This window comes from Microbulbifer maximicatervae (SeqCode) (assembly GCF_052467695.1).
On sequence record NZ_CP174320.1, the window covers coordinates 2,623,560 to 2,647,672 of the forward strand.

Below are 24,113 nucleotides of genomic sequence, written 5' to 3' on the forward strand. Positions count from 1 at the left end.
TCACCGGGGCAGAGCGTAGCTAAAAGCTAGTAAGCCTCACTAGGGAGATTTACACAGCCTTTCTAATAGTGAAAATCTCTGTTGCATAAAACTCTCATAGCACACAGTGAGTGACGCAGTGGTAATATGGAGTGGCCTCTGATTAGATTTGAGTACTGCGTGGAAGAAGCATTGCCCCCCCTGTTTCTCTCTTTCAAATAATAATAACCTACTTATAGTCGTTGACTAGTTGCCCATCAGATGACTCCTTGAATTGAGGGTGTTCATCATCAATTTCGTAAAAATCAGATTTTTCGCCGGTGAAAATATGTCCCATAGTTTTCAACCCGGTTGGGCTATCTAGTGAGCCCGCAATAATTCCAGTGGCATCGAGATTAAATGGTTCCCAGAATAGGCTTGAGCCACATTTCTGGCAGAAGCCTCTGCGGGCTACCTCTGATGTTTTATACCACGCCAGCCCATCATCTTTTGTTATCTTAATATTGACCTTGCGAGCCTTTGTGTGGGGGCCGAAACTTCCATGCAACTTTTGACACATACTACAATGACAGTTAACTACGTTGCGTAGTGGCCCTTTAACCTCGTACCGCACAGCTCCACACAAGCAGCCACCGGAAGTAATTGAATTATTGCTATTCATATAATGAGCCTTTAGATGCAAACGTTTACTTAAAGTAAGAAACTAAATTAAGTATGCTTTTTATTATCGATAAGATGATTTTTTGAGTTGTAAATGCAGATCTAAGTGATATAAACACAACTGTCGATAGCTGGATCAGCTATTTATCCGTTCTATGTCGATATAAGCTGTGGTGTGACTACTAATTACACCTATGCCACGAAATCAATAGCTCAATATTGAAACAATATTGTAAATTCTAGATTCAATCTGCTCGTAGCGATACTCATTGTTTTTACCTGACTCTATATCCCTAGCGCATAGAATGGCTCTTTGCACACAGCGGGAGACGTAATGGTAATAGTTGATGGCACTCCTTGAGTGCTGTATGGAAGAGGTATTCATTACCCATATCTATCTGTCTACTTATATAGTATTTGATCCAGCTTTTTATATAATGTCAATATGGATGGCGCTTTAAGAAGCTACTTTTGATGGGCCCCATAGTTATTTACATTTTGATTGTTTGGAGGTCGCGAATTGTAGATATTACTTGCTATACCTGATCTGGCGGAAGAAAAATGGTAATTAAATTTCTGCCAGATCAATCGCTAATAGTCTGGCTCTATGCTACAGACTCTTCTTGTAGAGACTTTTCAATTGCTTGACTTTCTCTATATTCTGATGCTTCAGCTTTAATAGTCCAGTGAACTTTTTCAGAACCTGTTTGTTCTACCGCTTGTTTTATTTCGGCTATTGAAGTTCTAAAAAATTCTTTGCGGGAATTAACTTTATTTACTGAGTAAATATCAAATTTACTATGTAATGTTTTCTCTAAGCGTGGAGCATCCTCGCTATAGATCATTGCATGAACATCAAACGAAAAAGGAACAGATGCATCCCCTAATTCCTTTACGCGATCCATAGGTTCGAGCCTTCTAGTCATGCCAATTTTAAATACATTTTCTCCAAAGCTACCAATGTTGCTGATCACATATACATGGCCGCGACGAGTTTGTTGGGCCATGGAAAGGGCTCGTTGGCCTTTTTCCTCAGCTTCATGGAGCTTAACTTCTAGATCTGCTAATTGTGCTTCATATTTTGCTTTCTGTTCATCTGTCGCTCGTGCCAGCTCAGCACGTGCTTTTTCTAGAGCTTTTTGTAATGTTCTTTCTTCCCTCTCTGCTTCTTTACGTGCTTTCTCCATTTCACGAATAGCTCGCTCTTCTTCACGTATCTGTGATTTTATTTCAGCTTGTTCCTCCTTTTCTATATTTCTTAATTCGAAAACTGCTACAGCCCATTTAAGCTCTGTTAATCGAGCGTCCAGAAATTCTTGTTTAATTCGTGCATTTCTAAAAGGGGCTCCATTGTGATTTACAAGTGCAAAAGAATCTATTATTTCTTGTTTGATTTTACCATAGTTGTCGTGTTTGACCTTGGATAGCGCGCTATCAACCTTTCCATTAAAGGCATCTACAACAAAATGTATGGCATAAACTCGTCTATTTTGTTCAGCATAGTCACATTCCCCTGCGTGCCCCTCTTTGATCATTGTTCTTATTCTTTGTCGCGTGACTTTTAGTTGTTCCCCGGCACTTTTGTGTCCATATTCTTCAGCTAAGTCGTCTAAAACTGAGTGATTTGGAATGATGTAGTCGTCCTTGTATCCTTCAATTGTATTGCGCATTGCCAGTATTGCTTTTTCATATGAATCTGCCTTTTCTTTAGCTTCATAAGCATTTCCAGCAATTTCTTTTGCTTTTCTTTCAGCAAAGTTGATGATTTTGTCCGCTTCAATTCTGGCGGCTTGTTTGAAAGCATTGGCTTTTTCTTTTGATTCACTTATCCGTCTATTGGCTTCAGATCTTATACTTTTTGCTTCTTCTAATATTTGATTTGCTTCATATTGAGATTTTGATGCAAGCTTTTCTGCCTTATCTTTTAAAGATGATGTGTACTCTTCAGCTTCATCCTCCAACTGTTTACTATATTTTTCAATGTCAGTAATAGGGGAGTATTTTTTCTCGATCTCAATTAGCTGGGAAGATATTTGATTTAGTTGTTTTTTTGTGTTCTTGAGTTCATTCTCAAGCCTTTTCTTGCTTTGCCTAGATATTATTAGCAATATCCAGGGTAGAAGGATTATTAGAAGAGTAAATATTAGATTAGAATCCATTTCTATATTCCTGGTTTTTCAATTTAACTTTTTGTTAAGTGTTTTTTGGTTGGTGTTGTGTTTATGTTAGCAATTGCCGTAGAGCAAAGTTCAAGTATGATATCGAGTGCTACTATAACTTGCTTAATTTAAGAAGCATGTGAGAAGAGATTTTCTGCTTTTTCTGTTTATTGATGCCGGGCAAAGTTTAATCTTGTGTTAATTGATAGGTTTAAGGTTTATTTTCTGTGTCTTGTTGTTAGTGGAAATAATTACCTTCATTCTATGTTTTCATTGAAGTCTGTGGGGTTTCTGTGAATGTTTCACTTAAGGCTATTTATATGTTTGTTTGAGCAAAATAAGTGTAGAGGGGGTGTTGCTTTTATTTGGTTCAGCTTGAGCCAACGGAACGTCTTCTGATGGTTAACGATTGTCAAATCAAGCTTAAGCTGTAAAGTATTAGATATTTGAATTTAGGCTTGATCAGAGATTTCTTCCCAAATTTTGGTATATCCATTTTCAGCCATCAATAAATCTAGCTCATAAGCTACATCTGGCAACATGGATGTGTTGTCAGTTCCTCCTAACACTTCTACACCCTTCTCTCTATCTTCAGACATTCTATCGATCATTTTCCATATGAAATGTCCGAAATGTACTGCGTCATCTTCTGACTTTAGGCCCGTTTGAAGGATTTTAATGGATCTTTTATCTTCTAGTGTATTAGCGTAGTGCTGAACAAGATCTCGAACATGAGGATATCTAACAGTTAGTATCACAATGCTTCTCCCGCATCTTTTATAATCGCCATTCTATTAGCCACCCATTTAAGCTTTTCTACTAGACTGCTAGTTTTCATTTTCTGATTCACGGTTAATAGATAGTGCCCTTTAGCAGACTTTGATGCTCTTCTATCTGGTTGAAATGACATGCCTTCAGGTATGTCGGCTTTCGATAGAACCCAAAATACATCCACATTTTTTCCTGCTCCACGAGATACCATTTTATAAGCACTTTTTAAGTGCTGCCAACTAGCTGAGAATGATAGTCCCATTTGATCATCGGGAAAAACCCACTGCCCATCCTCAGATAAAGTGTAATCGCAAACCCTGACACCGCATACAGTTCGATACCTGCCATCAGAAACTTCTGGATATAAAGTAGGAAGTTGCCCCCTAACTGTTGGCCTCGCATAAAATCCATCCAGCTGATTGATGATATCTCTTAAATCTGTAAGGCATTTGAATTGCTTAATTTCTTCCATGAAATACTAATCCTAACTCTGGGAAGGTTAATCTCTTGGCTCTGGTATGCCATAACTGCTATTTGATACTGTTTGTGAAGTGGTTATTCAGCCCGTATCTATTAATAACCCCGAAGCATGGGGTTTGATGAAAATAAATCTATTAATATTGTCTCTATTTGCTGTTGGCGTAATTTTGACATCAACATTATATGTTTACAATAAATTAGGTGCCCTAAAGGAACGATGCTTTATTCTTACTCGCAAAAAATAGAGAGTCATTAATAATCGTCGCTGACGTATCGTAAAGCGGGATACATGAGACTATCCATTCCATTTGTCATTTATTTTCAATACTAAACGCACCAAAAAAACATCAATATTTATAAGCTGCTTAAAGCTAGTGACTGTAAGCTTCATTGAATATTTTTGTCACTTACTTGAAGGTAATAGGGGTTGTTGATCACTCCTCCCCATGCCTGCCGATTTAGAGTACTCGGTTAGATGATGAAATAGAGATTGGGCTCATGCATTGATTTGGCTCAAGTGCGAGCTGAAGTGAGGCTTTTACAAAGTAAATACTTTGTAAAGCTTTTGAAATGGGGTTTCATTTGGGTTGGTTGGAGAAAGCTTTGGTTCTGAGGTGGGCCAATCTTGGCTAAAAAACTTTTGTAAGGGCGCAATGTGGGCGTTCTGGGGACTTTGAGCGCCATTCCCAAAATGGGGTTTACAATTCAAAAACAAAAAACCCGCGAAAGCCAACGCTATCACGGGTTTGAGATATGGTACCAGAGGCCGGACTCGAACCGGCACGCTTTTAAGGGCGGGGGATTTTGAATCCCCTGTGTCTACCAATTTCACCACTCTGGCACTTTCGCTGCTCGACCTTGAGGTCGGTGCGAAGAGGGCGTGATTATAGCAATGCTTTCGCTTGGGTCAACCAGTGATTTCAATAACTTAGCGCATTTTCTGTCGTCCCAGTTAACAGCTCCTAAAATTTCCTATAACCTTCGCGACCTCTCCATAGTTTCTAGATTTCCAGGATTCCATGCAGCGTCAGGACTTTGACTTTCATCTGCCCGATGAGCTGATCGCCCGCGCGCCCACCGAGGAGCGCCGTGGCAGCCGTCTTTTGTGTCTGGATGGGCCCAGCGGGGCCATTGCACATCGGCAGTTCCCAGATATTCTCGATCAGGTCCAAGCTGGTGACCTGATAGTCTTTAACGATACCCGGGTGATCCCGGCGCGTTTGTTCGCGCAGAAGGAGACCGGCGGTAAGTTGGAAATCCTAGTGGAGCGGGTGCTTAACGAGACGGATATCTGGGCCCACGTGCGCTCCAGTAAGTCGCCTAAGCCCGGTTCCACCATTGTTCTTGAGGACGGTACCCGTATAGAGGTGACCGGCCGCAAGGACGCACTGTTTGAATTGTCCTTCCCAAAAGAAGAGGGTGTGCTGGCGATTTTGGATCGCCTGGGCCATATGCCGCTACCTCCTTATATTGATCGTGAAGACGATGCCAGCGATCGCGAGCGCTACCAAACCGTATACGGCCGCAATGCCGGTGCTGTGGCGGCACCGACGGCGGGGCTGCACTTTGATGATGAAATGATCGGTGCATTGCGGGATAAAGGTGTCGAGGTTGTCTTCGTGACCCTGCATGTGGGTGCGGGTACTTTCCAGCCGGTGCGCGTGGACAATATTTATGAGCACCAGATGCACAGCGAAGTGCTGGATGTCTCCCAGGATGTGGTGGATGCGGTAACTGCTTGCCGCGCTCGCAATGGCAGCGTGATTGCGGTGGGTACCACCAGTGTGCGCGCGCTGGAAAGTGCGGCGCGCAGTGGCCAGTTACAGGCCACGGTGGGGGAGACAGATATCTTTATTTATCCCGGTTATGAATTCCAGGTTGTGGATAAGTTGATCACCAACTTCCACCTGCCGGAGTCCACCTTATTGATGCTGGTGAGTGCCTTCGCGGGGTACCAGCATACGATGACCGCTTATAAGGCCGCAGTTGAGGAGCGCTATCGCTTCTTTAGTTACGGCGATGCCATGTTTATTACCCGCGATCCCAATGCCAAAAAAGAAGAAGTAGCACCAGCGAAAGGAGATACCCAGTGAGCCGCGAATGTTTTATGCAGTTTGAAGTGGATACCACTGATGGCAAGGCCCGTCGCGGCCGCTTGCGTTTCCCTCGCGGTGTGGTGGAAACCCCGGCGTTTATGCCGGTGGGCACTTACGGCACCGTGAAAGGCATGTTGCCGAGGGATATCGAAGGGATCGGTGCACAGATTATTCTGGGCAATACCTTCCACCTGATGCTGCGCCCGGGCACCGAAGTGGTTAAAGCCCACGGTGATCTGCACGATTTTACCCAGTGGTCCGGCCCGATCCTCACCGACTCCGGCGGTTTCCAGGTGTTTAGCCTGGGTGAACTGCGCAAGATTACGGAAGAGGGGGTTTCTTTCCGCTCGCCTATCGATGGCAGCCCGGTATTCCTGGACCCAGAGGAGTCCATGCGCGTTCAGCGGGACCTGGGTTCCGATATCGTCATGATCTTCGATGAGTGCACCCCTTATCCGGCCACCACTGACGAAGCGCGCAAATCTATGGAGTTGTCCCTGCGTTGGGCGGAGCGCTCCAAGAAAGCTCATGGCGATAGCCCGTCGGCGCTGTTCGGTATTGTGCAGGGCGGTATGTACCCGGAGTTGCGCGATGTGTCCCTGCACGGCCTCACCGAGATTGGTTTCGATGGCTATGCCATTGGTGGCCTGTCTGTGGGTGAGCCTAAAGATGAGATGATCAAGATCTTGGATCACCTGGCTCACAAGATGCCGGAAGATAAGCCGCGTTACCTGATGGGCGTGGGCAAGCCGGAGGATATTGTCGAGGCGGTGCGCCGCGGTGTGGATATGTTCGACTGCGTCATGCCCACTCGCAATGCGCGCAATGGCCACCTGTTTACCTTCGAAGGTGTGGTGAAAATCCGCAACGCCAGGCACCGCCACGATACGGGTCCCTTGGAGGAAGAGTGCGATTGCTATACCTGTGAGAATTTCTCCCGCGCTTACCTGCATCACCTGGATCGCTGCGGTGAAATTCTCGGTGCGCAGCTGAATACGATTCACAATTTGCGCCACTACCAGCGCCTGATGCAAAAGCTGCGCGATGCCATTGCCGCCAATGAGTTGGAGGCTTATGTCGCCGAGTTCTACCGTGGTCTGGGCCGCGAGGTTCCGGCGCTGGAGGCCTGATCAGGCGTCGCTTTTACCCTGCCTGGGGTGCTGCCCGTCTCATTGCGGCACCCCTGTAATTTGTCCGTTCCCACGATCCCCGTATAATCAGCCCCCACTTTTATTGGGGGCGGTGTACCTTGCATTCTGCGTATACTGCCCGCATATCCAGGCAAATTGCTTAGGCAGATTGCCAAGATTTACCGGCCCCCGGGGTCACACTAGAACAATGAGAACAGCATGAATCGCTACCCGATCTGGAAGTACTTTCTGATTCTCGCGGTTGTGGCCTTTGGCCTGATGTACGCCGCGCCCAATCTCTATAAGCCGGACCCTGCCGTGCAGATTTCCGGGCAATCCAGTGCACTCACCATCGGCCCCGATGTCCTTGCGAATGCACAAAAAGCCCTGGATGAAGCGGGTATTGCTCACTTCGGCGGCGAAGTTGGGGACAAGTCAGTACTGATTCGCTTGAACTCCATGGAGGAGCAGTTGCCGGCTAAAGAGGCGATTCAAAAAGCGCTTGGAACCACCAACTATGTTGTCGCCCTGAACCTGGCTTCCACCACACCCCAGTGGATGAAAGATATCGGCGCTAGCCCGATGAAGCTCGGTCTGGACTTGGCGGGTGGTGTGCACTTCCTGATGGAAGTCGACACCAACACCATCGTCAAGAACAACATGGAAAGCTACGAACAGGAAGTAAAGAGCAAACTGCGCGAAGCCAAGGCCCGTTACCGCAATGTGGAGCTGGTGGATGATCGCGAGATTATTGCCCGCTTCCGCAACGATGAGCTGCGCAGCCGGGCGATGTCCACCCTGCGCAAGGAATTTCCGCAGCTTCAATTGCGGGAGTCCGGCAGCGGCGAAAACCTGGAGATCCGCGCAACCCTGACCGATCAGGAAATCAAGCAGCTGGAAGATTACGCAGTAACCCAGAACCTCACCACCCTGCGCAACCGGGTGAACGAGCTGGGTGTTGCTGAGCCGATCGTACAGCGTCAGGGCCGCAACCGTATCGTTGTGGAGCTGCCCGGTGTACAGGACACCGCAGAGGCCAAGCGTATTATCGGTAAAACTGCCAACCTCGAATACCGTATGGAAGCTCGCCCGGATGAGCTGGTTTCCAACAAGGAATACTTCGATTACCGCGATGAGCGTCAGGCGCAGATGTACGGTGGTGCCTGGTTGGAGCGCCAGATCATTATCAAGGGTGACAGCGTTACCAATGCCCGCGTCGGTTACGACGAGAGCGGCTTCCCGCAGGTAAATATCACCCTCGACGCCCGTGGCGGCGAGATGATGCACCGCGCTACCTGGAAAAATGTCGGTCGCCGTATGGGCACCCTGTTTATCGAGACTCGCTTTGAGCCGGTAACTGAGATCGACGAAAATGGTAACGAAGTTACCGTGCAGAAGCGCACTGAAGAGCGAAAAATTATTAGCCTGGCCACGGTACAGAGTGCCTTGGGCAAGCAGTTCCGCACCACCGGTCTGGACAGCCCGGCTGAAGCTCAGGAACTGGCCCTGCTGCTGCGTGCTGGCGCCCTGGCTGCGCCCATGTACTTTGTGGAAGAGCGTGTGATCGGCCCATCTTTGGGTGCGGATAACATCAAGGTGGGTGTGCAATCCGTACAGATCGGTCTGCTGGCCGTGATTATCTGTATGCTGATTTCCTACCGCGTATTTGGCTTGGCCGCGAACCTGGCCCTGGCGGTGAATATGATCCTGCTGGTGGCGGTGATGTCGCTGTTGGGTGCAACCCTCACGCTGCCTGGTATCGCCGGTATCGTATTGACCGTGGGTATGGCGGTGGATGCCAACGTGCTTATCTTCTCGCGAATACGGGAGGAACTCAGGAATGGGATGCCTCCCCAAACAGCGATCAGTGCCGGTTTTGACAATGCTTACAGCACCATCGTGGATGCGAACATCACCACCCTGATTGTGGCGGTGATTCTGTATGCCATCGGTTCCGGCCCGGTACAGGGCTTCGCGGTAACCCTGTCTATCGGTATTCTCACCTCCATGTTCAGTGCCATCATGGGTACGCGAGCAATTGTTAACTTGTTCTACGGCGGTCGCCGTGTGCAGAAGCTCTGGATTTAAGGGAGTCAGTCATGAGTGAGACCAAAGTGGATAACGGCAAAATTACCGAGTACATGGGCAAGCGCGTCTACGACTTTATGCGCTGGCGCAAGATCGCCGGGATTGTCTCGGTGGTGCTGGTACTTTCCTCCATCGCCGCACTGGCAATGAACGGCCTGAAGTTCGGCTTGGACTTTACCGGTGGTACCCAGGTTGAAGTGGGCTATGAGGTAACGCCTTTTATTAGCGACGTGCGCGATCAGCTGGAAGCAGCGGGTTACGACGGTGCCACGGTAGTGAATTTTGGTTCTGAGAAGGACCTGCTGATCAAGTTGCCCCCTGCGGTGACCGAGGAAGAAATCCAGATCAGCGCTACCGATCAGGAAACAACGACACCGATCGGTGACAAGGTTGTCGCTCTCCTGAGAGAGGGCAGTGAGGGTGATGTTGAGCTGCGCCGTGTCGAGATGGTGGGCCCACAGGTAGGTGCCGAGCTGCGCGATGACGGCGGCCTGGGCATGATGCTGGCCCTGTTTATGGTGATGATCTACGTTGCCCTGCGCTTCCAGTACAAGTTCTCTTTCGGCGCTGTAGCGGCTCTGGGCCACGATGTGATTATCGTACTGGGTTTCTTTGCGGTGATGGGATTGGACTTCGATTTAACCGTACTGGCGGCCGTGTTGGCGGTGATCGGTTACTCCCTGAACGATACCATCGTGGTATCGGACCGTATCCGCGAGAACTTCCGCAAGGTGCGCAAGGCTGAGTCTGAGGAAATTATCAATATCTCAATCAGCCAGACCCTGGGCCGTACCTTTATGACGTCCTTTACCACCTTGCTGGTGCTGTGGGCGCTGCAGTTCTTCGGTGGCGAATTGATCCACAACTTCTCCCTGGCCTTGATCGTGGGTGTGGTTGTGGGTACTTACTCTTCTGTTTACGTAGCTGCCAACGTGCTGATGGCTTTGAATATCAACAAAGAAGACCTGATGCCGCCGGTGAAAGAGGGCGCGGAACTGGAAGAAATGCCCTGATGTGAATGAGAAATGGCTGCGTTGACGCAGCCATATTCGAGCGGCCCCGGCCGCACTTTGCTGCTGATCAGCGGAGTGCCGTCGGGGTTTTTTATTGCGCGGAGTTTAGGCTCTGGGCTTTTTGCCGAGGGTGATGTGCTTGGGGCCGGAAGTGTTGGTCTGGCCGCTCACCCCTTTGGGCACCTGCTCGATCTCACCGCCACCGGCGAGGAACGCCTTTACCTGCTCCTCGATACTTTCGCTGGTCTCGAGGGGAGCGGCTTGTTTGCGATTGGAGGAAGAGGAAGGTTTCTTGGCCACGGCGCTATCCGGTTTTTATGTGTAAGCGGGCCATATTAGCACGGCTTGCACAAAAAATCACCCAAGTGGCCAGAGTCTGCACATAGCGGGTGTTTTGTCGACAGCTTTCGAATAATTCTGTCGTTTTTGGATAAATCGGGCCGCTTCGAGGCAGCCCGGAAGATGGTGCGTTATTCGGCTTCTTCTGTGGTCTCTTCGGTTTCCAGCGGCCAACCGCCCATCTCTTTCCACTTGTTCACGATGCCGCAAAACAGGGTTGCGGTTTTTTCTGCGTCGTACTCGGCGGAGTGGGCGCAGTTGTTATCAAACTCGATTCCAGCAACCTGGCAAGCTTTGGCCAATACGGTCTGGCCGTAGGCGAGGCCGGCGAGGCTGGCGGTATCGAAGCAGGAGAAGGGGTGGAATGGGTTGCGCTTGATGCCGGTCCGCTCGACTGCTGCATTGACGAAGCCCAGGTCGAAGTGGGCATTGTGGGCAACCACGATGGCGCGGGTGCAGCTGTGCTTTTTCACGGCGCTGCGAATCTTGCGGAACAGCTCGGGGATGGCGATTTCTTCCGGCCAGGCGTCGCGGTCCGGGGATTCCAGGTCGATGCCAATAAAGTCGAGAGCAGATTGCTCAACGTTGGCGCCTTCAAAAGGCTCCAGGTGGAAACTGTGGGTCTCCAGCGGGAAGAGGTTGCCGGAGTCATCCATGTCGAGGATAACCGCAGAAATTTCCAGCAGTGCATCGGTGCGGGCGTTAAAGCCGCCGGTTTCAAGGTCGATGACCACGGGCAGAAAGCCTCGGAATCGCTGGGCGAGAGAGCTTTTTGGTCCTGTGGGTTCTTCGGCGGGTGTCACGGTGGTTCCTTGTAAATCTTGTCTTCAGGCCAGCAGCATTTGGCGCTGGTGGGGCAGGGTATTGTATTCGAATTGTGGCGCCCGCCGGGAGGAGTCTCCCCGCAGGCGCTGTAATCAGGGCACTCGCCGATTACGCAAGTTGCCAGTTTAAGGTTTCACCGGCTGCGAGGGGAATCAGATTTTCACCACCCATATCCAGTTTTTCCGGCAGGGTCCAGGGGCTCTTGACCAGGGTGATGGTGCCCTCGTTGCGCGGCAGCTCGTAGAAGTCGGGACCGAACTCACTGGCAAAGCCTTCCAGCTTGTCCAGTTTGCCCGCGCGCTCGAATACTTCTGCGTAGAGCTCAATAGCGGAGTAGGCGGTATAGCAGCCGGCGCAACCACAGGAGTGTTCTTTTTTGTGGTGGGCGTGGGGGGCTGAGTCGGTGCCGAGGAAAAACTTCGGGTTACCGCTGGTGGCCGCTTCGATCAGTGCATTTTGATGGTGGCCGCGCTTGAGGATCGGCAGGCAGTAAAAATGCGGCTGGATACCGCCAACCAGCATATGGTTGCGGTTGTACAGCAGGTGGTGCGCGGTGATGGTTGCGGCAACGCCTTCGCGGGCGCCTTGTACAAACTCTACTGCTTGGGCGGTGGTGATATGTTCAAACACCACTTTCAGCGTGGGGAAATCATCTACCAGGCGGGACAGGGTTTTCTCGATAAAAGCCTGCTCGCGGTCGAAGATATCGATATCGCTGGTGGTCACTTCACCGTGTACCAGCAGCTTCATACCGCAGGCCTGCATTTCTTCCAGGGCCGGGTAGATGTTGGCGATATCGGTAACGCCGGAATCTGAGTTGGTGGTCGCGCCCGCTGGGTACAGTTTGGCGGCGATAACGCCGGCTTCATGGGCCTTGCGAATAACGGCGGCGTCGGTCTTGTCAGTGAGGTAGATCACCATCAAGGGTTCGAAAGGAGTGTCGGCGGGAACATTGGCGTCAATACGTTCCTTATATGCCACTGCACTTTCGGCATCGGTCACAGGGGGTACCAGGTTGGGCATTACAATCACGCGGCGGAATTGTTTTGCGGCATCGGGCACGGTGCGCCCGAGAGCGGCGCCGTCGCGCAGGTGAATGTGCCAGTCGTCGGGGGCGCGAAGGGTAATTTGCTCCGTCATGGTACTCCGTAAAGCTTCTTAGCGTAGTGAGTCGTTGTGCGGCGCGAATGCTACCCGAAGCTGTACAAAATTGCGATGCACGAAAAGGTTAAAAATCAATCAATTGTGCTTACTCGCGCCTTGGCGCTAGTCGATCGCGAGCTTAGGCGCTACAATCGCGCCCCGACAAAGAGTGTGGGTATTGTTGTGCCCGCAATTTACCGATCCTGGGCATATCTCCAAGAATAACTCCCCCAGACCGACACTAGTTTCGCGTAGTGGCATTCCCCGTCTCCGCGTTTTTGTCGCGGCGGCGTATTTCCGGCAGCAGAGGACAGCAATGAGCAAAATCGAAAAGGTGGTACTGGCATACTCCGGTGGATTGGATACGTCAGTAATCGTGCGATGGTTGCAGGAGACTTACGGTTGTGAAGTGGTGACTTTCACCGCTGATATCGGCCAGGGTGAAGAGGTGGAACCGGCCCGTGCCAAGGCCGAGGCCCTCGGGGTTAAAGAGATTTATATCGACGATCTGCGCGAAGAGTATGTGCGCGATTTCGTTTTCCCGATGTTCCGCGCCAATGCGATTTATGAAGGGGAGTACCTGCTGGGTACCTCTATTGCACGCCCGCTGATCGCCAAGCGCCTGATTGAGATTGCCAACGAGACTGGCGCCGATGCCATTTCCCACGGCGCTACCGGTAAAGGTAATGACCAGGTGCGCTTCGAACTGGGCGCTTACGCGCTGAAGCCGGGCATCCAGGTAATCGCCCCCTGGCGCGAGTGGGACCTGAACTCCCGCGAAAAGCTGATGCAGTACTGCGAGCAGCACAATATTCCGGTGGACTTCTCTTCCAGCAAGAAGAAATCCCCTTACTCCATGGATGCCAACCTGCTGCACATCTCTTACGAGGGCGGCAACCTCGAAGATCCCTGGGCGGAAGCCGAAGAGGATATGTGGCGCTGGAGTGTGAGCCCCGAGGCGGCTCCGGAAGAACCCACCTACATTACTTTGGGTTTTGAGAAGGGCGATCCCGTTTCTATCGACGGTGAGCGCTTAAGCCCTGCTACTTTGCTTGAGAAGCTGAACAAGTTGGGCGGAGCCAACGGTATCGGTCGTCTGGATATCGTGGAAAACCGCTACGTGGGAATGAAGTCCCGCGGCTGCTACGAAACACCGGGCGGCACCATTTTGATGAAGGCGCACCGCGCCATTGAGTCCATTACCCTGGATCGCGAAGTTGCGCACATGAAGGATTCCCTGATGCCGCGCTACGCCGAGCTGGTTTACAACGGTTACTGGTGGTCCCCGGAGCGCAGCATGCTCCAGGCCGCGATCGATGAGTCCCAGGATGTGGTTAACGGCGAAGTTCGCCTGAAGCTGTACAAAGGCAGTGTGAGTGCTGTGGGCCGTCGCTCTGCGGACAGCCTCTTCGATGAGCGTATCGCTACCTTCGAAGACGATGCTGGCGCTTACGACCAGAAGGATGCGGAGGGCTTTATCAAGCTCAACGCCCTGCGTCTGCGCATTGCCGCAGGTAAAGGAAGAAAATTGATTTAGTTGATTTAGATCAGCAATTGCCGGGCAGGGATGCGCTTAAATCCTTATCCGGCCAATAGTAACCACAGTGCCTCACACATTGTGGTTACACACCTTCTGTGGTGGGCCAGTCCCGCACAGTGGAACCGAATCTTAAAAGCAACGGAAGTAAAAACATGACGACAACGGTGGCAAAGACCGGCCCTGTGCCGGACTATGACTACAATATCGTGCGCCAGTTCACCATCATGTCCGTGGTCTGGGGCATTTTTGGTATGGGCATGGGCGTATTGATCGCAGCCCAGCTAGCCTGGCCTGAACTCAACGACTTTTGGCAGCCCTTCTCGCACTTCGGGCGCTTGAGGCCCCTGCACACCAACGCGGTAATTTTCGCCTTTGGTGGTAGTGTTCTCTTTGCCACTTCTTACTATGTGGTACAGCGTACCTGTCAGGTCCGCCTTTGGGGTGGCTGGCTGATCCCCTTCACCTTCTGGGGATGGCAGGCCGTTATCGTCGCCGCGGCAATTACCCTGCCGATGGGCTTCACTTCCACCAAGGAATACGCTGAGCTCGAGTGGCCTATCGATATCCTGATTGCCCTGGTTTGGGTTGCTTACGCGCTGGTGTTCTTCGGCACCATCATGAAGCGTAAGACTTCTCACATCTACGTGGCGAACTGGTTCTTCGGTGCTTACATCGTAACTATTGCTGTTCTCCATATCGTTAATAACCTGGAGATTCCTGTTGGCCCGTTCAAGTCCTACTCTATCTATTCGGGCACTAAGGACGCAATGATCCAGTGGTGGTATGGCCACAACGCAGTAGGGTTCTTCCTGACTGCAGCCTTCCTCGGCATCATGTACTACTTCGTACCTAAGCAAGCTGGTCGTCCGGTTTATTCTTACCAGCTGTCTATCGTTCACTTCTGGGCACTGATCTCCCTGTACGTATGGGCTGGTGGTCACCACCTGCACTACTCAGCGCTGCCCGACTGGGCTCAGAGCCTGGCGATGGTTATGTCCCTGATTCTGCTGGCACCTTCCTGGGGCGGTATGATCAACGGCATCATGACCCTGTCCGGCGCATGGCATAAGCTGCGCACCGACCCGACCCTGCGCTTCCTGGTGGTATCCCTGTCCTTCTACGGTATGTCTACCTTCGAAGGCCCGATGATGTCCATCAAGACTGTAAACGCTCTGTCTCACAACACTGACTGGACCGTTGGCCACGTACACTCCGGCGCTTTGGGCTGGGTTGCCATGATCTCTATCGGTGCTCTGTATCACCTGGTTCCGGTTCTGTGGAAACGCCGCGAAATGTACAGCTCCAAGCTGATCAACGCGCACTTCTGGCTGGCCACTGTAGGTACTGTTCTGTACATCGCCGCTATGTGGGTTAACGGTATTACCCAGGGCCTGATGTGGCGTGCATTTAACGCCGACGGCACCCTGACTTACAGCTTCGTAGAGAGTGTTGTAGCCAGCCATCCGGGCTATGTAGTTCGCTGGTTGGGCGGCGCCATGTTCCTGGTGGGTATGCTGCTGATGGCTTACAACGTTTACCGCACGATTACCGAGAAGGTAAACGATGCCGAAGCCGATAACACCGTTCGAGCAGTGCCTGCGGCATAGGAGTTTAGATCGTGAAGAATCATGACCTCGTAGAAAAAAACATCGGCTGGATGATCTTTTTCACCATTATCGCCATCAGTTTCGGCGCCCTGGTTGAGATCGTTCCGCAGTTCTTTACCAAGGATAACTACACGCCGCTGCCGGGGCAGAAGCCGCTGACAGCAATGGAGCTGGAAGGTCGCGATATCTACATTCGCGAAGGCTGCCACGTTTGCCACACTCAGATGATTCGTCCTCTGCGTGCGGAAGTTGAGCGTTACGGCCACTACTCCATGGCTCAGGAATCCATTTACGAGCACCCCTTCCTGTGGGGCTCCAAGCGTACCGGTCCAGACCTGGCGCGCGTAGGTGGACGCTACTCTGATGAATGGCAGCGCGCGCACTTGTACAACCCGCGCAGCGTTGTGCCTGAGTCAATCATGCCTGCTTACCCCTGGTTGTTCGACAATGTGGTAACTGGCGAATACACCGCACGTAAGATGGAAGCGCTGCGCTTTGTCGGTGTGCCCTACACCGATGAAGATATCGCCAACGCCGCTGAGCCTTTCAAAGGTGGCAAGGTCAAGGAAATTGATGCGCTGGTCGCTTACTTGCAACAGCTGGGTACCCTGGTTACCCAAAAACGCTAATAGCGAGGAAGGAAACTCGTGACTATTGAAACTTTGCGGGAAATCGGTCTGGTTCTGGGCTCTGTGGCTTTTCTGGCGATCTGCTGGTGGGCCTTCTCTCCGAAGCGCAAGAAGCGCTTCGAAGAAGATGCCAATTTGCCATTTGCCGATGAAGAGCAACAAGCCGACAAGGAGAAGTCGGCCGCTCAGCAGGACGAATCCAATTCCGGGGATAAACCCGGAGCCAATCGAAAACAGGGGCAGGATAAGTAATGAGTACATTCTGGAGTGTGTGGGTAATTGTGCTCACCCTCGCCAATCTGGCGTTGATTACCTGGGTGCTGTTCGCCAACCGAAAAGTGGCGGTGGATGACCAGGCTGAACCGGAAAACAAAACCACGGGCCACGTTTACGACGGCATTGAGGAATACGACAACCCGCTGCCCAAGTGGTGGTTCATGTTGTTCATTGCCACCCTGGTGTTCTCTGCGGGATATCTGGTGGTTTACCCGGGTCTGGGTAACTTCAAAGGTGTCGGCAACTGGACTTCTGTCGGTGCATTGGAAGCTTCCCAGGCCAAGGCTCAGGAGCGATTCCACGAGACCTTCGGTAAGTACGAAAATATGCCGATCGAGCAGATTGCGCAGAGCCCCGAAGCCCTCAAGATGGGTTCCCGGATCTTCGCTAACAACTGTGCGGTATGTCACGGTGCAGATGCCGGCGGTAACTTTGGCTTCCCGAACCTGACCGATAACGCCTGGCTGTACGGCGGCACCCCGGAGAAAATCCTGGAAACCCTGTACAACGGTCGTCAGGGCATGATGCCTCCTCAGGGTCCGGTGATCGGTGAAGAAGGTGTTAGAAATGCGACAGAGTATGTTCTCTCCCTGAACGGCCTGGAGCACGACACCGCCATGGCAGCCGAAGGTCAGAAGGTATTCAACACCGTGTGTATGGCTTGTCACGGTATGGATGCCAAAGGCAACCAAATGCTGGGTGCGCCGAACCTGACCGACGACATCTGGCTGTACGGTAGCAATCGCGAACAGATCCAACACACTATTCGCGGTGGTCGTACAAATATGATGCCCGCGCAAAAAGATAAACTGCGTGAAGACAAGATTCGCCTCGTAGCGGCCTATGTCTACAGCCTGTCGCAGCAGGAAGAAGAAAAGCAGTAATTAACTATTGAGGCCCGGCATTTGCTGGGCCTTGTTTTATCAAGGGACTCCGGGCGCTGCAGGGACGGAGAAAAAAGCCTCAACATAAGGGGCTACCTGGCCCACGTACAAGATGTGCCCGTGCGAGAGTGAGGTTTGTGTGAGTGATTTAATTCCAACCCGTGAGGAACAGGAAGGTGATGGCGAAGTTCGCTATCGCATGCTGTATGAGTCGGAAGACAAAGTCTACATCCGACATATCAAGGGTGTTTTCACCCGTGTTCGCAAATATACCGGCCTGCCTTTGCTGCTGGCTTTCTTCTTCCTACCTTGGATCAATATCGACGGGCGCCAGTCGGTCTTCTTTGATCTCCCCACCCGCCAATTCCATATTTTCTGGACTACTTTCGGCCCCCAAGACGGCTTCCTTCTAGGTTGGCTGCTGATCATTGCCGCCTTCGCGCTGTTTGCGGTCACCACTTTGCTGGGCAGGGTGTGGTGTGGCTTCACCTGTCCGCAGACCGTCTGGACCATGATGTTTATCTGGGCAGAAAGGGTTTGTGAAGGCGATCGCAACAAGCGAATGAAGCTCGATAAGGCCCCCTGGAACCTGGAAAAGGTTCTGCGCAAGGGTGGCACACACACCATTTGGCTGTTGATCTCGCTGGCAACTGCACTGGCATTTGTGGGTTATTTCTACGGTGTGCGCGAGCTGGTGGTGGATCTGGCGACGTTTAACGCGCACCCGCAGGGTGTTTTCTGGGTCGCTTTCTTCACTTTTGCCACCTATATGAACGCCGGCTTCCTGCGTGAGCAGGTGTGTAAATACATGTGCCCCTATGCCCGTTTCCAGTCGGTGATGTACGACGAGGATACGCTGGCGGTTTACTACGATGCCAAGCGGGGTGAGACCCGTGGTCCGCGCAAAAAGAACGTGGATTACAAGGCGGAAGGTATGGGCGACTGTATCGACTGCTACTGGTGTGTTCAGGTGTGTCCGGTGGATATCGATATCCGCGACGGCATGCAGTACGAATGTATCAACTGTGGCCTCTGTGTCGATGCGTGTAATAGCGTGATGGACAAGATGGGCTATGAGCAGGGCTTGATTCGCTTCACCTCTGAGGACGAATTGCAGGGTGGAAAGACCCGCTTCCTGCGCCCGCGCCTATTTGGCTACGCGTTGATACTGGTTGCGATGACCGGCCTGTTTGCACAGCAAGTGATGACTCGAAGCCCTATCGAGGCAGAAATCACTCGCGACCGCGGTGCTCGTATGTTCCGTGAGTCTCAGGGACAGGTGCAAAATGTCTACACGGTAAAAATCAACAATATGGATCAGGCTCCCCACGAATTCACCATCAAGGTGGAAGGTAAGCCTGAATACGATTACTCCATTCGCAAGCCGAAGACGATTTACCTGGTGCCTGGAGAGATGTTCTCCGTTCCCATTCGGGTAAGCGTTCCCAGAGACCAGCTGAAGGATACCAAGCACGATATCGAGATTGTTGTCCAAGCAGTCGACAATCCTGAGCTGGTTGATAAGCACCGAACGGTGTTTATTGGTCCAAAGCAGTAGACGGGACGCCAATCCCGTTGCAAAGTACGGGCCCGCCCAGGCGGGCTCGACTTTTGTGCACAAACGGTAACTTTTTGGTAACGCGATGAATGAATCAACCCCAAAACCCTGGTACCGGGAACCTTGGGCGTGGATGGTACTGGCCCCACTGATTACAGTGGTGGTTGTCTCCACAATTACAGTCTCGATAGCGGTGCGCTTTGCTGACGATAAAGTCAGTGATACTTACTACAAAGACAGCCGCATGTATCACTTCAGCGCCGAGCAGGACTTGCGTGCGAAAGAGCTGGGTTTGGCCGCTTTGGTCCAGTTTCAGCCGTCTGAAAAATCGGTTGTCGTGGAGCTGAATGGCGACCTCGACTACCCCAAGGCCCTACTGCTCACATTGAGCCACCCAGTGGAGTCTGACCTGGATAAGCATATCGAGCTCTCCCAGCTCTCCGTGGGCCGCTACCAGGGCACTTTGCCTGAAGGCGTTGGGAATCGCTGGTATCTGCGCTTGATGCCGGAACTCGATCCCGATGCGCATCAGGACGCCAACTGGCGCCTGAAAGGTGAAATCAACTTCGATCTCGGCAATGCCGCGCCACTGAACGCAGTAACTCAATGACTTCGTCTTCCTCCTCCTGTTATCACTGCGGACTCCCAGTCCCTCCCGGCAGCAACCACTCGGTGGTTATCGACGGGGCCGCCCGGGATATGTGTTGTCCAGGCTGTGAGGCGGTAGCCAGCGCTATCGTTTCCGGTGGTCTGGATGGCTTTTATCGCTTCCGGGAGAAGGAGAGCGACAGGCCGGAGGAAGCTCAACCCCAGGACCGCTGGGCGGCATACGATTTGCCGGAAGTGCAGCAGCAGTTTGTCCACGATTGGGATAACGGCAACAAGATTGCCTCGCTGTTGATTAGCGGTATTACCTGTGCAGCCTGTGTGTGGCTGATAGAAAAGCACCTGGGGCAGTTGGACGGGATTGAGAAGGTCTCTGTCAACGCCAGTACCCAGCGTGCCCAGATCGGTTTTAATCCCGACAAGATCAAACCCAGTGAGCTGTTTGGCGAACTGGAACGGATTGGCTACCGGCCGGCCCCGGCTACTGCGGCCAACCAGGAAAGTGTGATCCAGAGCGAGCACCGCGCCGCCCTGCGCCGCCTGGGTGTCGCTGGACTCGGCACCATGCAGGTGATGATGTTTGCCATCGCCCTGTATTTTGGTGCTGCAGCGGAAGAGGGCGTCGGCGAGTTTGAGCGCTACTTCCGCTGGGTTTCTCTGCTGGTGGCAACGCCAGTGGTTTTCTATGCGGCGCGTCCATTTTTCAGTGCCGCTTTGCGCAGTCTGCGCGCCCGACACCTGAGTATGGATGTGCCGGTGTCCCTGGCGATTGGTATGGCCTATGTCGCCAGCTTTTACGCCACGGTATTCGGCACCGGTGAGGTGTACTTCGAATCTATCTCCATGTTCACCTTCTTCCTGTTGTTGGGACGAACGGTGGAGATGCGTGCCCGCCACCGGGCGGGCTTAGCCAGCGGTGGTTTGGCCCAGTTGCTGCCGATGACGGCGGCCAAATACCAAGGGGATGATATTGTCCATGTACCGGTTGCCGCATTGGCCGCTGGCGATAAAGTCTTGTTGCGCCCGGGAGACACTATCCCCGCCGATGGGGAGGTGCTAGAGGGCGTGAGCGGTGTGGATGAATCCCTGCTCAGTGGTGAATCGGCACTGCAGCAGAAGTCTGCAGGCAGTCCGGTTTATGCCGGTAGTGTCAACGGCGATTCCACCCTGACTATTCGAATTACGGCAGCGGGGCAGTCGACTCGCCTGTCCGCCATTGAGCGCCTGGTAGAACGGGCGCAGTTAGATAAACCCAACCAAGTGGCCCTGGCAGATCGGGTCGCGGGTATTTTTGTCGGTGTCGTTTTATTCGCGGCACTAGCGGCGTTTGTTGTCTGGTGGCAAATCGATCCCAGTCGCGCTTTTTGGGTATCCCTGTCTGTGCTGGTGGTGACTTGCCCCTGTGCACTGTCGCTGGCAACCCCTGCTGCCCTGGCCTCTGCCACCCTGCGTTTACAGCAGTTGGGACTTCTTGTGGCTGGAGGCAGCCTACTGGAAACGCTGCCGCGTATCGGCCGGGTGCTGTTCGACAAGACCGGTACCCTGACGCGCGGTGAGCCGAGAATCCTGCATATTGATTTGCTGCGGGCCAACTGGAGCGAGCAGCGGGTTAAGGATGTTGCCGCTGCCCTGGAATCCCAGACCAATCACCCCCTGGCCAGGGCCTTCCGTGCCTGGCGTGGCAATCTCATCGCCACTGATCTGAAAGTTCATACCGGGGCTGGTCTGGAAGGGCAGATCGAGGGGGACAGTTACCGACTGGGTAAGGCGAGCTTTGTCTCCAGTGAGGATGTTTCTACACCCGAAGGGGAGGGGCAGTGGCTGCTGCTCGGCGACTCCCTGGGTCCTATTGCCTGGATTGCGTTGGGGGATAAGTTACGGGACTCGGCAACCACCGCTGTTGAGGGTTTGACTGAGCAAGGTCTTTCAGTGGAACTGCTCAGTGGTGACCAGTCTGCGGAAGTTGAGCGGCTGGCAGGGCGAGCGGGTATCGACAACTACCGCGCCGGTGCCTCGCCAGAGGACAAGCTCAGCCATATGAAGCAGCTGCAAAGCGATGGTGAGAAGGTGTTAATGGTAGGGGATGGCATCAATGATGTGCCAGTGCTCTCTGGTGCCGATGCCTCTGTGGCGATGATGTCTGCGGCGGATCTGGCCCAGTCCCGCGCCGATGCCATTTTGCTGAACGGAGATCTCGAAGTGCTGCCCAAAGCTATAGAGCTGGCGCACAAGTGCCGCCGAATTGTGCGGCAAAACCTGGCATGGGCTCTGGGTTACAACGTGATTGCCCTGCCGCTGGCATTTTGCGGTCTGGTGCCGCCCTGGGCTGCGGCAATCGGTATGTCCCTGAGTTCTCTGATCGTAGTGCTAAATGCGTTGCGTCTGTCCCGTGGACAGGAAGTCGACGAAAACCCTGTGGGCGCTGCGGCTTAATCCCGTGCTCACAGAAAGAGAGGAGGTGTAACTGATGGAAAGTCTGTATTTCCTGATTCCCATTGCGGTGATTTTGGTTGGCTTTGCGGTGAAGCTCTTTTTCTGGGCCGTGAATAACGGACAGTACGACGACCTGGAAACGGAAGGTCGTCGCATTTTGTTTGATGACGATGATGTTCAGCAGGATAAATCTGACGCGGAAAGGAAGCAGGAGAAGTAAGTGGGGGACTGGGGTTTTTTAGCAGCGGCGCTCGCTATCGGTTTTTTGGGTAGCAGTCACTGCATCGGTATGTGTGGGGGAATCTCCGGAGCGCTGGGTATGGCGGTACCGGGCAAAAAAACTGCTTGGGTGCAGTTGGGCTCTTACCAATTGGGTCGCCTGGGTAGCTATGCGCTGATGGGAGCGCTCGCTGGTGCCCTCGGTGCGGCGATACTGCCGGCACTAACTCCGCTGCGATTTGCTGCCGGGATCATGTTGATCCTGATGGCGCTGTACATCGGCGGTATCTGGCAGGGATTGGCTTGGATTGAAAAAGGGGGCCGCTACCTTTGGCGCTATGTGCAGCCACTATCGGCCAAATTATTGCCGGTGCGCTCTGCGGGGCAGGCATTGGCATTGGGATCCCTGTGGGGCTGGTTGCCCTGTGGTTTGGTTTATAGCGCGCTGACGTTCGCCCTGGCCCAGGGCAGTGCCGAGCGGTCTGCCCTGGCGATGTTTGCTTTTGGTTTGGGCACTGTGCCGGCCATGCTGGCTACTGGTGCTGCGGCGGCACAGGTGCGTGGCATAGTGCAAAAGCCGGGGGTTCGCTATGGTTTCGCCGCAGCGATTTTGCTGTTTGGTATCTGGACCATTTGGGGGGCTATGGGCCACGGTGGACACGGAGACCACGCCAACCACGGGCAGATGAGCGGGATGGAAGCTCCCGCAGAAGACACGGAAGAGCAGGGACACCATCATCACCATCACTAAGCGCAGTGATGATGGGTCCTGTGGGCGCTAGAGATCGATCCGCAGGGATAGGTCGATAGCGCGCAGGTGCTTGGTCAGGCTACCAGAAGAGATATAGTCCACTTCCAGTTCAGCTAACTGAGCGATGCGATCCCGGTCGACACTGCCGGAAAGCTCAATTTTGGCTTTGCCTTTGGCCAGTTTCAGGGCCGTTCTAGTGTCTTCATCATTGAATTCGTCGAGCATAATCACGTCCACACCGACGGCGAGCGCCTGCTCCAGCTCTTCAATATTTTCCACTTCGACTTCAATCAGGGCTTCAGGCTTGATCACTCGCGCTTGGGCGACGGCGTGTTCAATGCCACCGGCGGCGAAGATATGGTTCTCTTTGATCAGGAAGGCGTCGTAAAGACCGATGCGGTGATTGTGGCAGCCACCGCAAAGTACGGCGTACTTCTGTGCGCTGCGCAGACCGGGAATGGTCTTGCGGGTGTCGAGAATCTTCACCTCAGTGCCTTCAGCTCGCGCGGCGAACTCCGCAGCGGTTGTGGCAGTACCGGATAAGGTTTGCAGGAAATTCAGTGCAGCGCGCTCGCCGGTCAGGATAGCGCGGGCATTGCCTTCCAGCTCAAAAATAACGGCGTTGGCGCTGATACGGTCGCCGTCCTCGAAGTGCCAGGTGAGGACGAGCTCCGGGTCCAGGGCGTGGAATACAGCCTCTACCCAGGCGCGACCACTCAGAGTGCAATCTTCGCGGGTGATTACCAGGGCCCGCGCATTGCGGTCCTCTGGGATCAGCTGGGCGGTGATATCGCCACTACCAATATCTTCTTCCAGGGCCACCTGAACTGAGCGTTGCAGGTCGGCAGTGATATTGGGAATAGCCGTGTCTTGTGGTCGCATTGGGAAACCTCGAAATTAACGCCGGCGCAGTTTACCAAAACACTC

General features: G+C 52.7%; 22 protein-coding genes and 1 tRNA gene. 14 read left to right on the top strand and 9 right to left on the bottom strand.

Going from position 1 to position 24,113, the window contains the following annotated elements; translation table 11 throughout:
• Positions 1-208: 208 nt before the first annotated feature.
• From ACJJI8_RS11545 to ACJJI8_RS11565, 5 genes are all read right to left on the bottom strand, one after another.
• On the bottom strand, positions 209-640 hold the full coding sequence (locus ACJJI8_RS11545) for a GFA family protein (RefSeq protein ID WP_444935130.1): 432 nt from the start codon (positions 638-640) through the stop codon (positions 209-211).
• 604 nt (positions 641-1,244) lie between these two features.
• A complete protein-coding gene (locus ACJJI8_RS11550; protein WP_444935131.1) occupies positions 1,245-2,798 on the bottom strand; it encodes an SNIPE associated domain-containing protein in 1,554 nt (517 codons plus the stop codon).
• Between the two features lie 452 nt (positions 2,799-3,250).
• A complete protein-coding gene (locus tag ACJJI8_RS11555) occupies positions 3,251-3,556 on the bottom strand; it encodes a hypothetical protein (protein ID WP_444935132.1) in 306 nt (101 codons plus the stop codon).
• Positions 3,553-4,041 carry a hypothetical protein gene (locus tag ACJJI8_RS11560; RefSeq protein WP_444935133.1) on the bottom strand — a complete coding sequence of 163 codons (489 nt, stop codon included), beginning with the start codon at positions 4,039-4,041 and terminating at the stop codon, positions 3,553-3,555. Before ACJJI8_RS11560 ends, ACJJI8_RS11555 begins: the two co-directional genes overlap by 4 nt.
• Positions 4,042-4,803: 762 nt before the next feature.
• Positions 4,804-4,890 (bottom strand) — tRNA-Leu (locus ACJJI8_RS11565).
• A gap of 178 nt (positions 4,891-5,068) precedes the next feature.
• On the opposite strand from ACJJI8_RS11565, the gene queA reads away from it, so the two are divergent.
• The 4 genes from queA to secF all read left to right on the top strand — a co-directional run bounded on the left by queA (position 5,069) and on the right by secF (position 10,376).
• A complete protein-coding gene (gene queA / locus ACJJI8_RS11570) occupies positions 5,069-6,142 on the top strand; it encodes a tRNA preQ1(34) S-adenosylmethionine ribosyltransferase-isomerase QueA (RefSeq protein WP_444891811.1) in 1,074 nt (357 codons plus the stop codon).
• Between the two features lie 14 nt (positions 6,143-6,156).
• Entirely contained in the window at positions 6,157-7,275 is a 1,119-nt protein-coding gene (gene tgt, locus ACJJI8_RS11575; RefSeq protein WP_444935166.1) for a tRNA guanosine(34) transglycosylase Tgt, read from the top strand.
• 219 nt (positions 7,276-7,494) lie between these two features.
• On the top strand, positions 7,495-9,363 hold the full coding sequence (gene secD, locus ACJJI8_RS11580; protein ID WP_444935134.1) for a protein translocase subunit SecD: 1,869 nt from the start codon (positions 7,495-7,497) through the stop codon (positions 9,361-9,363).
• 11 nt (positions 9,364-9,374) lie between these two features.
• The gene (gene secF, locus ACJJI8_RS11585; RefSeq protein ID WP_444894896.1) at positions 9,375-10,376 is read left to right on the top strand and encodes a protein translocase subunit SecF; all 1,002 of its coding nucleotides are present in this window, start codon (positions 9,375-9,377) and stop codon (positions 10,374-10,376) included.
• 105 nt (positions 10,377-10,481) lie between these two features.
• Here secF and ACJJI8_RS11590 read toward each other — a convergent pair whose 3' ends face one another.
• The 3 genes from ACJJI8_RS11590 to pyrC all read right to left on the bottom strand — a co-directional run bounded on the left by ACJJI8_RS11590 (position 10,482) and on the right by pyrC (position 12,680).
• Positions 10,482-10,676 carry a PFL_1563 family small protein gene (locus tag ACJJI8_RS11590; RefSeq protein WP_413664697.1) on the bottom strand — a complete coding sequence of 65 codons (195 nt, stop codon included), beginning with the start codon at positions 10,674-10,676 and terminating at the stop codon, positions 10,482-10,484.
• 170 nt (positions 10,677-10,846) lie between these two features.
• Positions 10,847-11,518, bottom strand: a complete 672-nt coding sequence (rnt, locus tag ACJJI8_RS11595; protein WP_282931564.1) for a ribonuclease T — start codon at positions 11,516-11,518, stop codon at positions 10,847-10,849.
• A 130-nt stretch (positions 11,519-11,648) separates the two neighbouring features.
• Positions 11,649-12,680: a dihydroorotase gene (gene pyrC, locus ACJJI8_RS11600; protein WP_444932466.1), complete on the bottom strand. Its 1,032-nt coding sequence runs from the start codon at positions 12,678-12,680 to the stop codon at positions 11,649-11,651.
• A gap of 319 nt (positions 12,681-12,999) precedes the next feature.
• Here pyrC and ACJJI8_RS11605 point away from each other — a divergent pair, with 319 nt between their 5' ends.
• The 10 genes from ACJJI8_RS11605 to ACJJI8_RS11650 all read left to right on the top strand — a co-directional run bounded on the left by ACJJI8_RS11605 (position 13,000) and on the right by ACJJI8_RS11650 (position 23,186).
• Positions 13,000-14,220, top strand: a complete 1,221-nt coding sequence (locus ACJJI8_RS11605; protein ID WP_413664699.1) for an argininosuccinate synthase — start codon at positions 13,000-13,002, stop codon at positions 14,218-14,220.
• Between the two features lie 155 nt (positions 14,221-14,375).
• Positions 14,376-15,830, top strand: coding sequence for a cytochrome-c oxidase, cbb3-type subunit I (gene ccoN / locus ACJJI8_RS11610; protein WP_413664700.1), 1,455 nt, complete (start codon positions 14,376-14,378; stop codon positions 15,828-15,830).
• Positions 15,831-15,841: 11 nt separating this feature from the next.
• Positions 15,842-16,459 carry a cytochrome-c oxidase, cbb3-type subunit II gene (gene ccoO, locus ACJJI8_RS11615; protein WP_282931568.1) on the top strand — a complete coding sequence of 206 codons (618 nt, stop codon included), beginning with the start codon at positions 15,842-15,844 and terminating at the stop codon, positions 16,457-16,459.
• 18 nt (positions 16,460-16,477) lie between these two features.
• The gene (locus ACJJI8_RS11620; protein ID WP_444932467.1) at positions 16,478-16,711 is read left to right on the top strand and encodes a cbb3-type cytochrome oxidase subunit 3; all 234 of its coding nucleotides are present in this window, start codon (positions 16,478-16,480) and stop codon (positions 16,709-16,711) included.
• Positions 16,711-17,619: a cytochrome-c oxidase, cbb3-type subunit III gene (gene ccoP / locus ACJJI8_RS11625; protein ID WP_444906137.1), complete on the top strand. Its 909-nt coding sequence runs from the start codon at positions 16,711-16,713 to the stop codon at positions 17,617-17,619. The genes ACJJI8_RS11620 and ccoP overlap by 1 nt, the downstream gene beginning before the upstream one ends.
• 139 nt (positions 17,620-17,758) lie before the next feature.
• A complete protein-coding gene (gene ccoG, locus ACJJI8_RS11630; protein ID WP_413664704.1) occupies positions 17,759-19,177 on the top strand; it encodes a cytochrome c oxidase accessory protein CcoG in 1,419 nt (472 codons plus the stop codon).
• Between the two features lie 85 nt (positions 19,178-19,262).
• The gene (locus tag ACJJI8_RS11635) at positions 19,263-19,787 is read left to right on the top strand and encodes a FixH family protein (protein WP_413664705.1); all 525 of its coding nucleotides are present in this window, start codon (positions 19,263-19,265) and stop codon (positions 19,785-19,787) included.
• Positions 19,784-22,216: a heavy metal translocating P-type ATPase gene (locus ACJJI8_RS11640; RefSeq protein ID WP_444932468.1), complete on the top strand. Its 2,433-nt coding sequence runs from the start codon at positions 19,784-19,786 to the stop codon at positions 22,214-22,216. The genes ACJJI8_RS11635 and ACJJI8_RS11640 overlap by 4 nt, the downstream gene beginning before the upstream one ends.
• A gap of 34 nt (positions 22,217-22,250) precedes the next feature.
• The gene (ccoS, locus tag ACJJI8_RS11645) at positions 22,251-22,436 is read left to right on the top strand and encodes a cbb3-type cytochrome oxidase assembly protein CcoS (protein WP_108732140.1); all 186 of its coding nucleotides are present in this window, start codon (positions 22,251-22,253) and stop codon (positions 22,434-22,436) included.
• Complete coding sequence (locus ACJJI8_RS11650; protein ID WP_444932469.1) at positions 22,437-23,186, top strand: sulfite exporter TauE/SafE family protein; 750 nt, start codon at positions 22,437-22,439, stop codon at positions 23,184-23,186. It abuts the gene before it with no gap.
• Positions 23,187-23,213: 27 nt separating this feature from the next.
• Here ACJJI8_RS11650 and nadC read toward each other — a convergent pair whose 3' ends face one another.
• Positions 23,214-24,068: a carboxylating nicotinate-nucleotide diphosphorylase gene (gene nadC, locus ACJJI8_RS11655; RefSeq protein ID WP_444932470.1), complete on the bottom strand. Its 855-nt coding sequence runs from the start codon at positions 24,066-24,068 to the stop codon at positions 23,214-23,216.
• Between the last annotated feature and the right edge of the window lie 45 nt (positions 24,069-24,113).

Bases quoted from the DNA above. Each gene is read 5' to 3' on its own strand.
- secF (WP_444894896.1), top strand. From the start codon at position 9,375: ATGAGTGAGACCAAAGTGGATAACGGCAAAATTACCGAGTACATGGGC.
- ccoN (WP_413664700.1), top strand. From the start codon at position 14,376: ATGACGACAACGGTGGCAAAGACCGGCCCTGTGCCGGACTATGACTAC.
- tgt (WP_444935166.1), top strand. From the start codon at position 6,157: ATGCAGTTTGAAGTGGATACCACTGATGGCAAGGCCCGTCGCGGCCGC.
- ACJJI8_RS11640 (WP_444932468.1), top strand. From the start codon at position 19,784: ATGACTTCGTCTTCCTCCTCCTGTTATCACTGCGGACTCCCAGTCCCT.
- nadC (WP_444932470.1), bottom strand. From the start codon at position 24,068: ATGCGACCACAAGACACGGCTATTCCCAATATCACTGCCGACCTGCAA.
- queA (WP_444891811.1), top strand. From the start codon at position 5,069: ATGCAGCGTCAGGACTTTGACTTTCATCTGCCCGATGAGCTGATCGCC.
- secD (WP_444935134.1), top strand. From the start codon at position 7,495: ATGAATCGCTACCCGATCTGGAAGTACTTTCTGATTCTCGCGGTTGTG.
- ACJJI8_RS11605 (WP_413664699.1), top strand. From the start codon at position 13,000: ATGAGCAAAATCGAAAAGGTGGTACTGGCATACTCCGGTGGATTGGAT.
- ccoS (WP_108732140.1), top strand. From the start codon at position 22,251: ATGGAAAGTCTGTATTTCCTGATTCCCATTGCGGTGATTTTGGTTGGC.
- pyrC (WP_444932466.1), bottom strand. From the start codon at position 12,680: ATGACGGAGCAAATTACCCTTCGCGCCCCCGACGACTGGCACATTCAC.
- ACJJI8_RS11545 (WP_444935130.1), bottom strand. From the start codon at position 640: ATGAATAGCAATAATTCAATTACTTCCGGTGGCTGCTTGTGTGGAGCT.
- ccoP (WP_444906137.1), top strand. From the start codon at position 16,711: ATGAGTACATTCTGGAGTGTGTGGGTAATTGTGCTCACCCTCGCCAAT.
- ACJJI8_RS11635 (WP_413664705.1), top strand. From the start codon at position 19,263: ATGAATGAATCAACCCCAAAACCCTGGTACCGGGAACCTTGGGCGTGG.
- ACJJI8_RS11550 (WP_444935131.1), bottom strand. From the start codon at position 2,798: ATGGATTCTAATCTAATATTTACTCTTCTAATAATCCTTCTACCCTGG.
- ACJJI8_RS11560 (WP_444935133.1), bottom strand. From the start codon at position 4,041: ATGGAAGAAATTAAGCAATTCAAATGCCTTACAGATTTAAGAGATATC.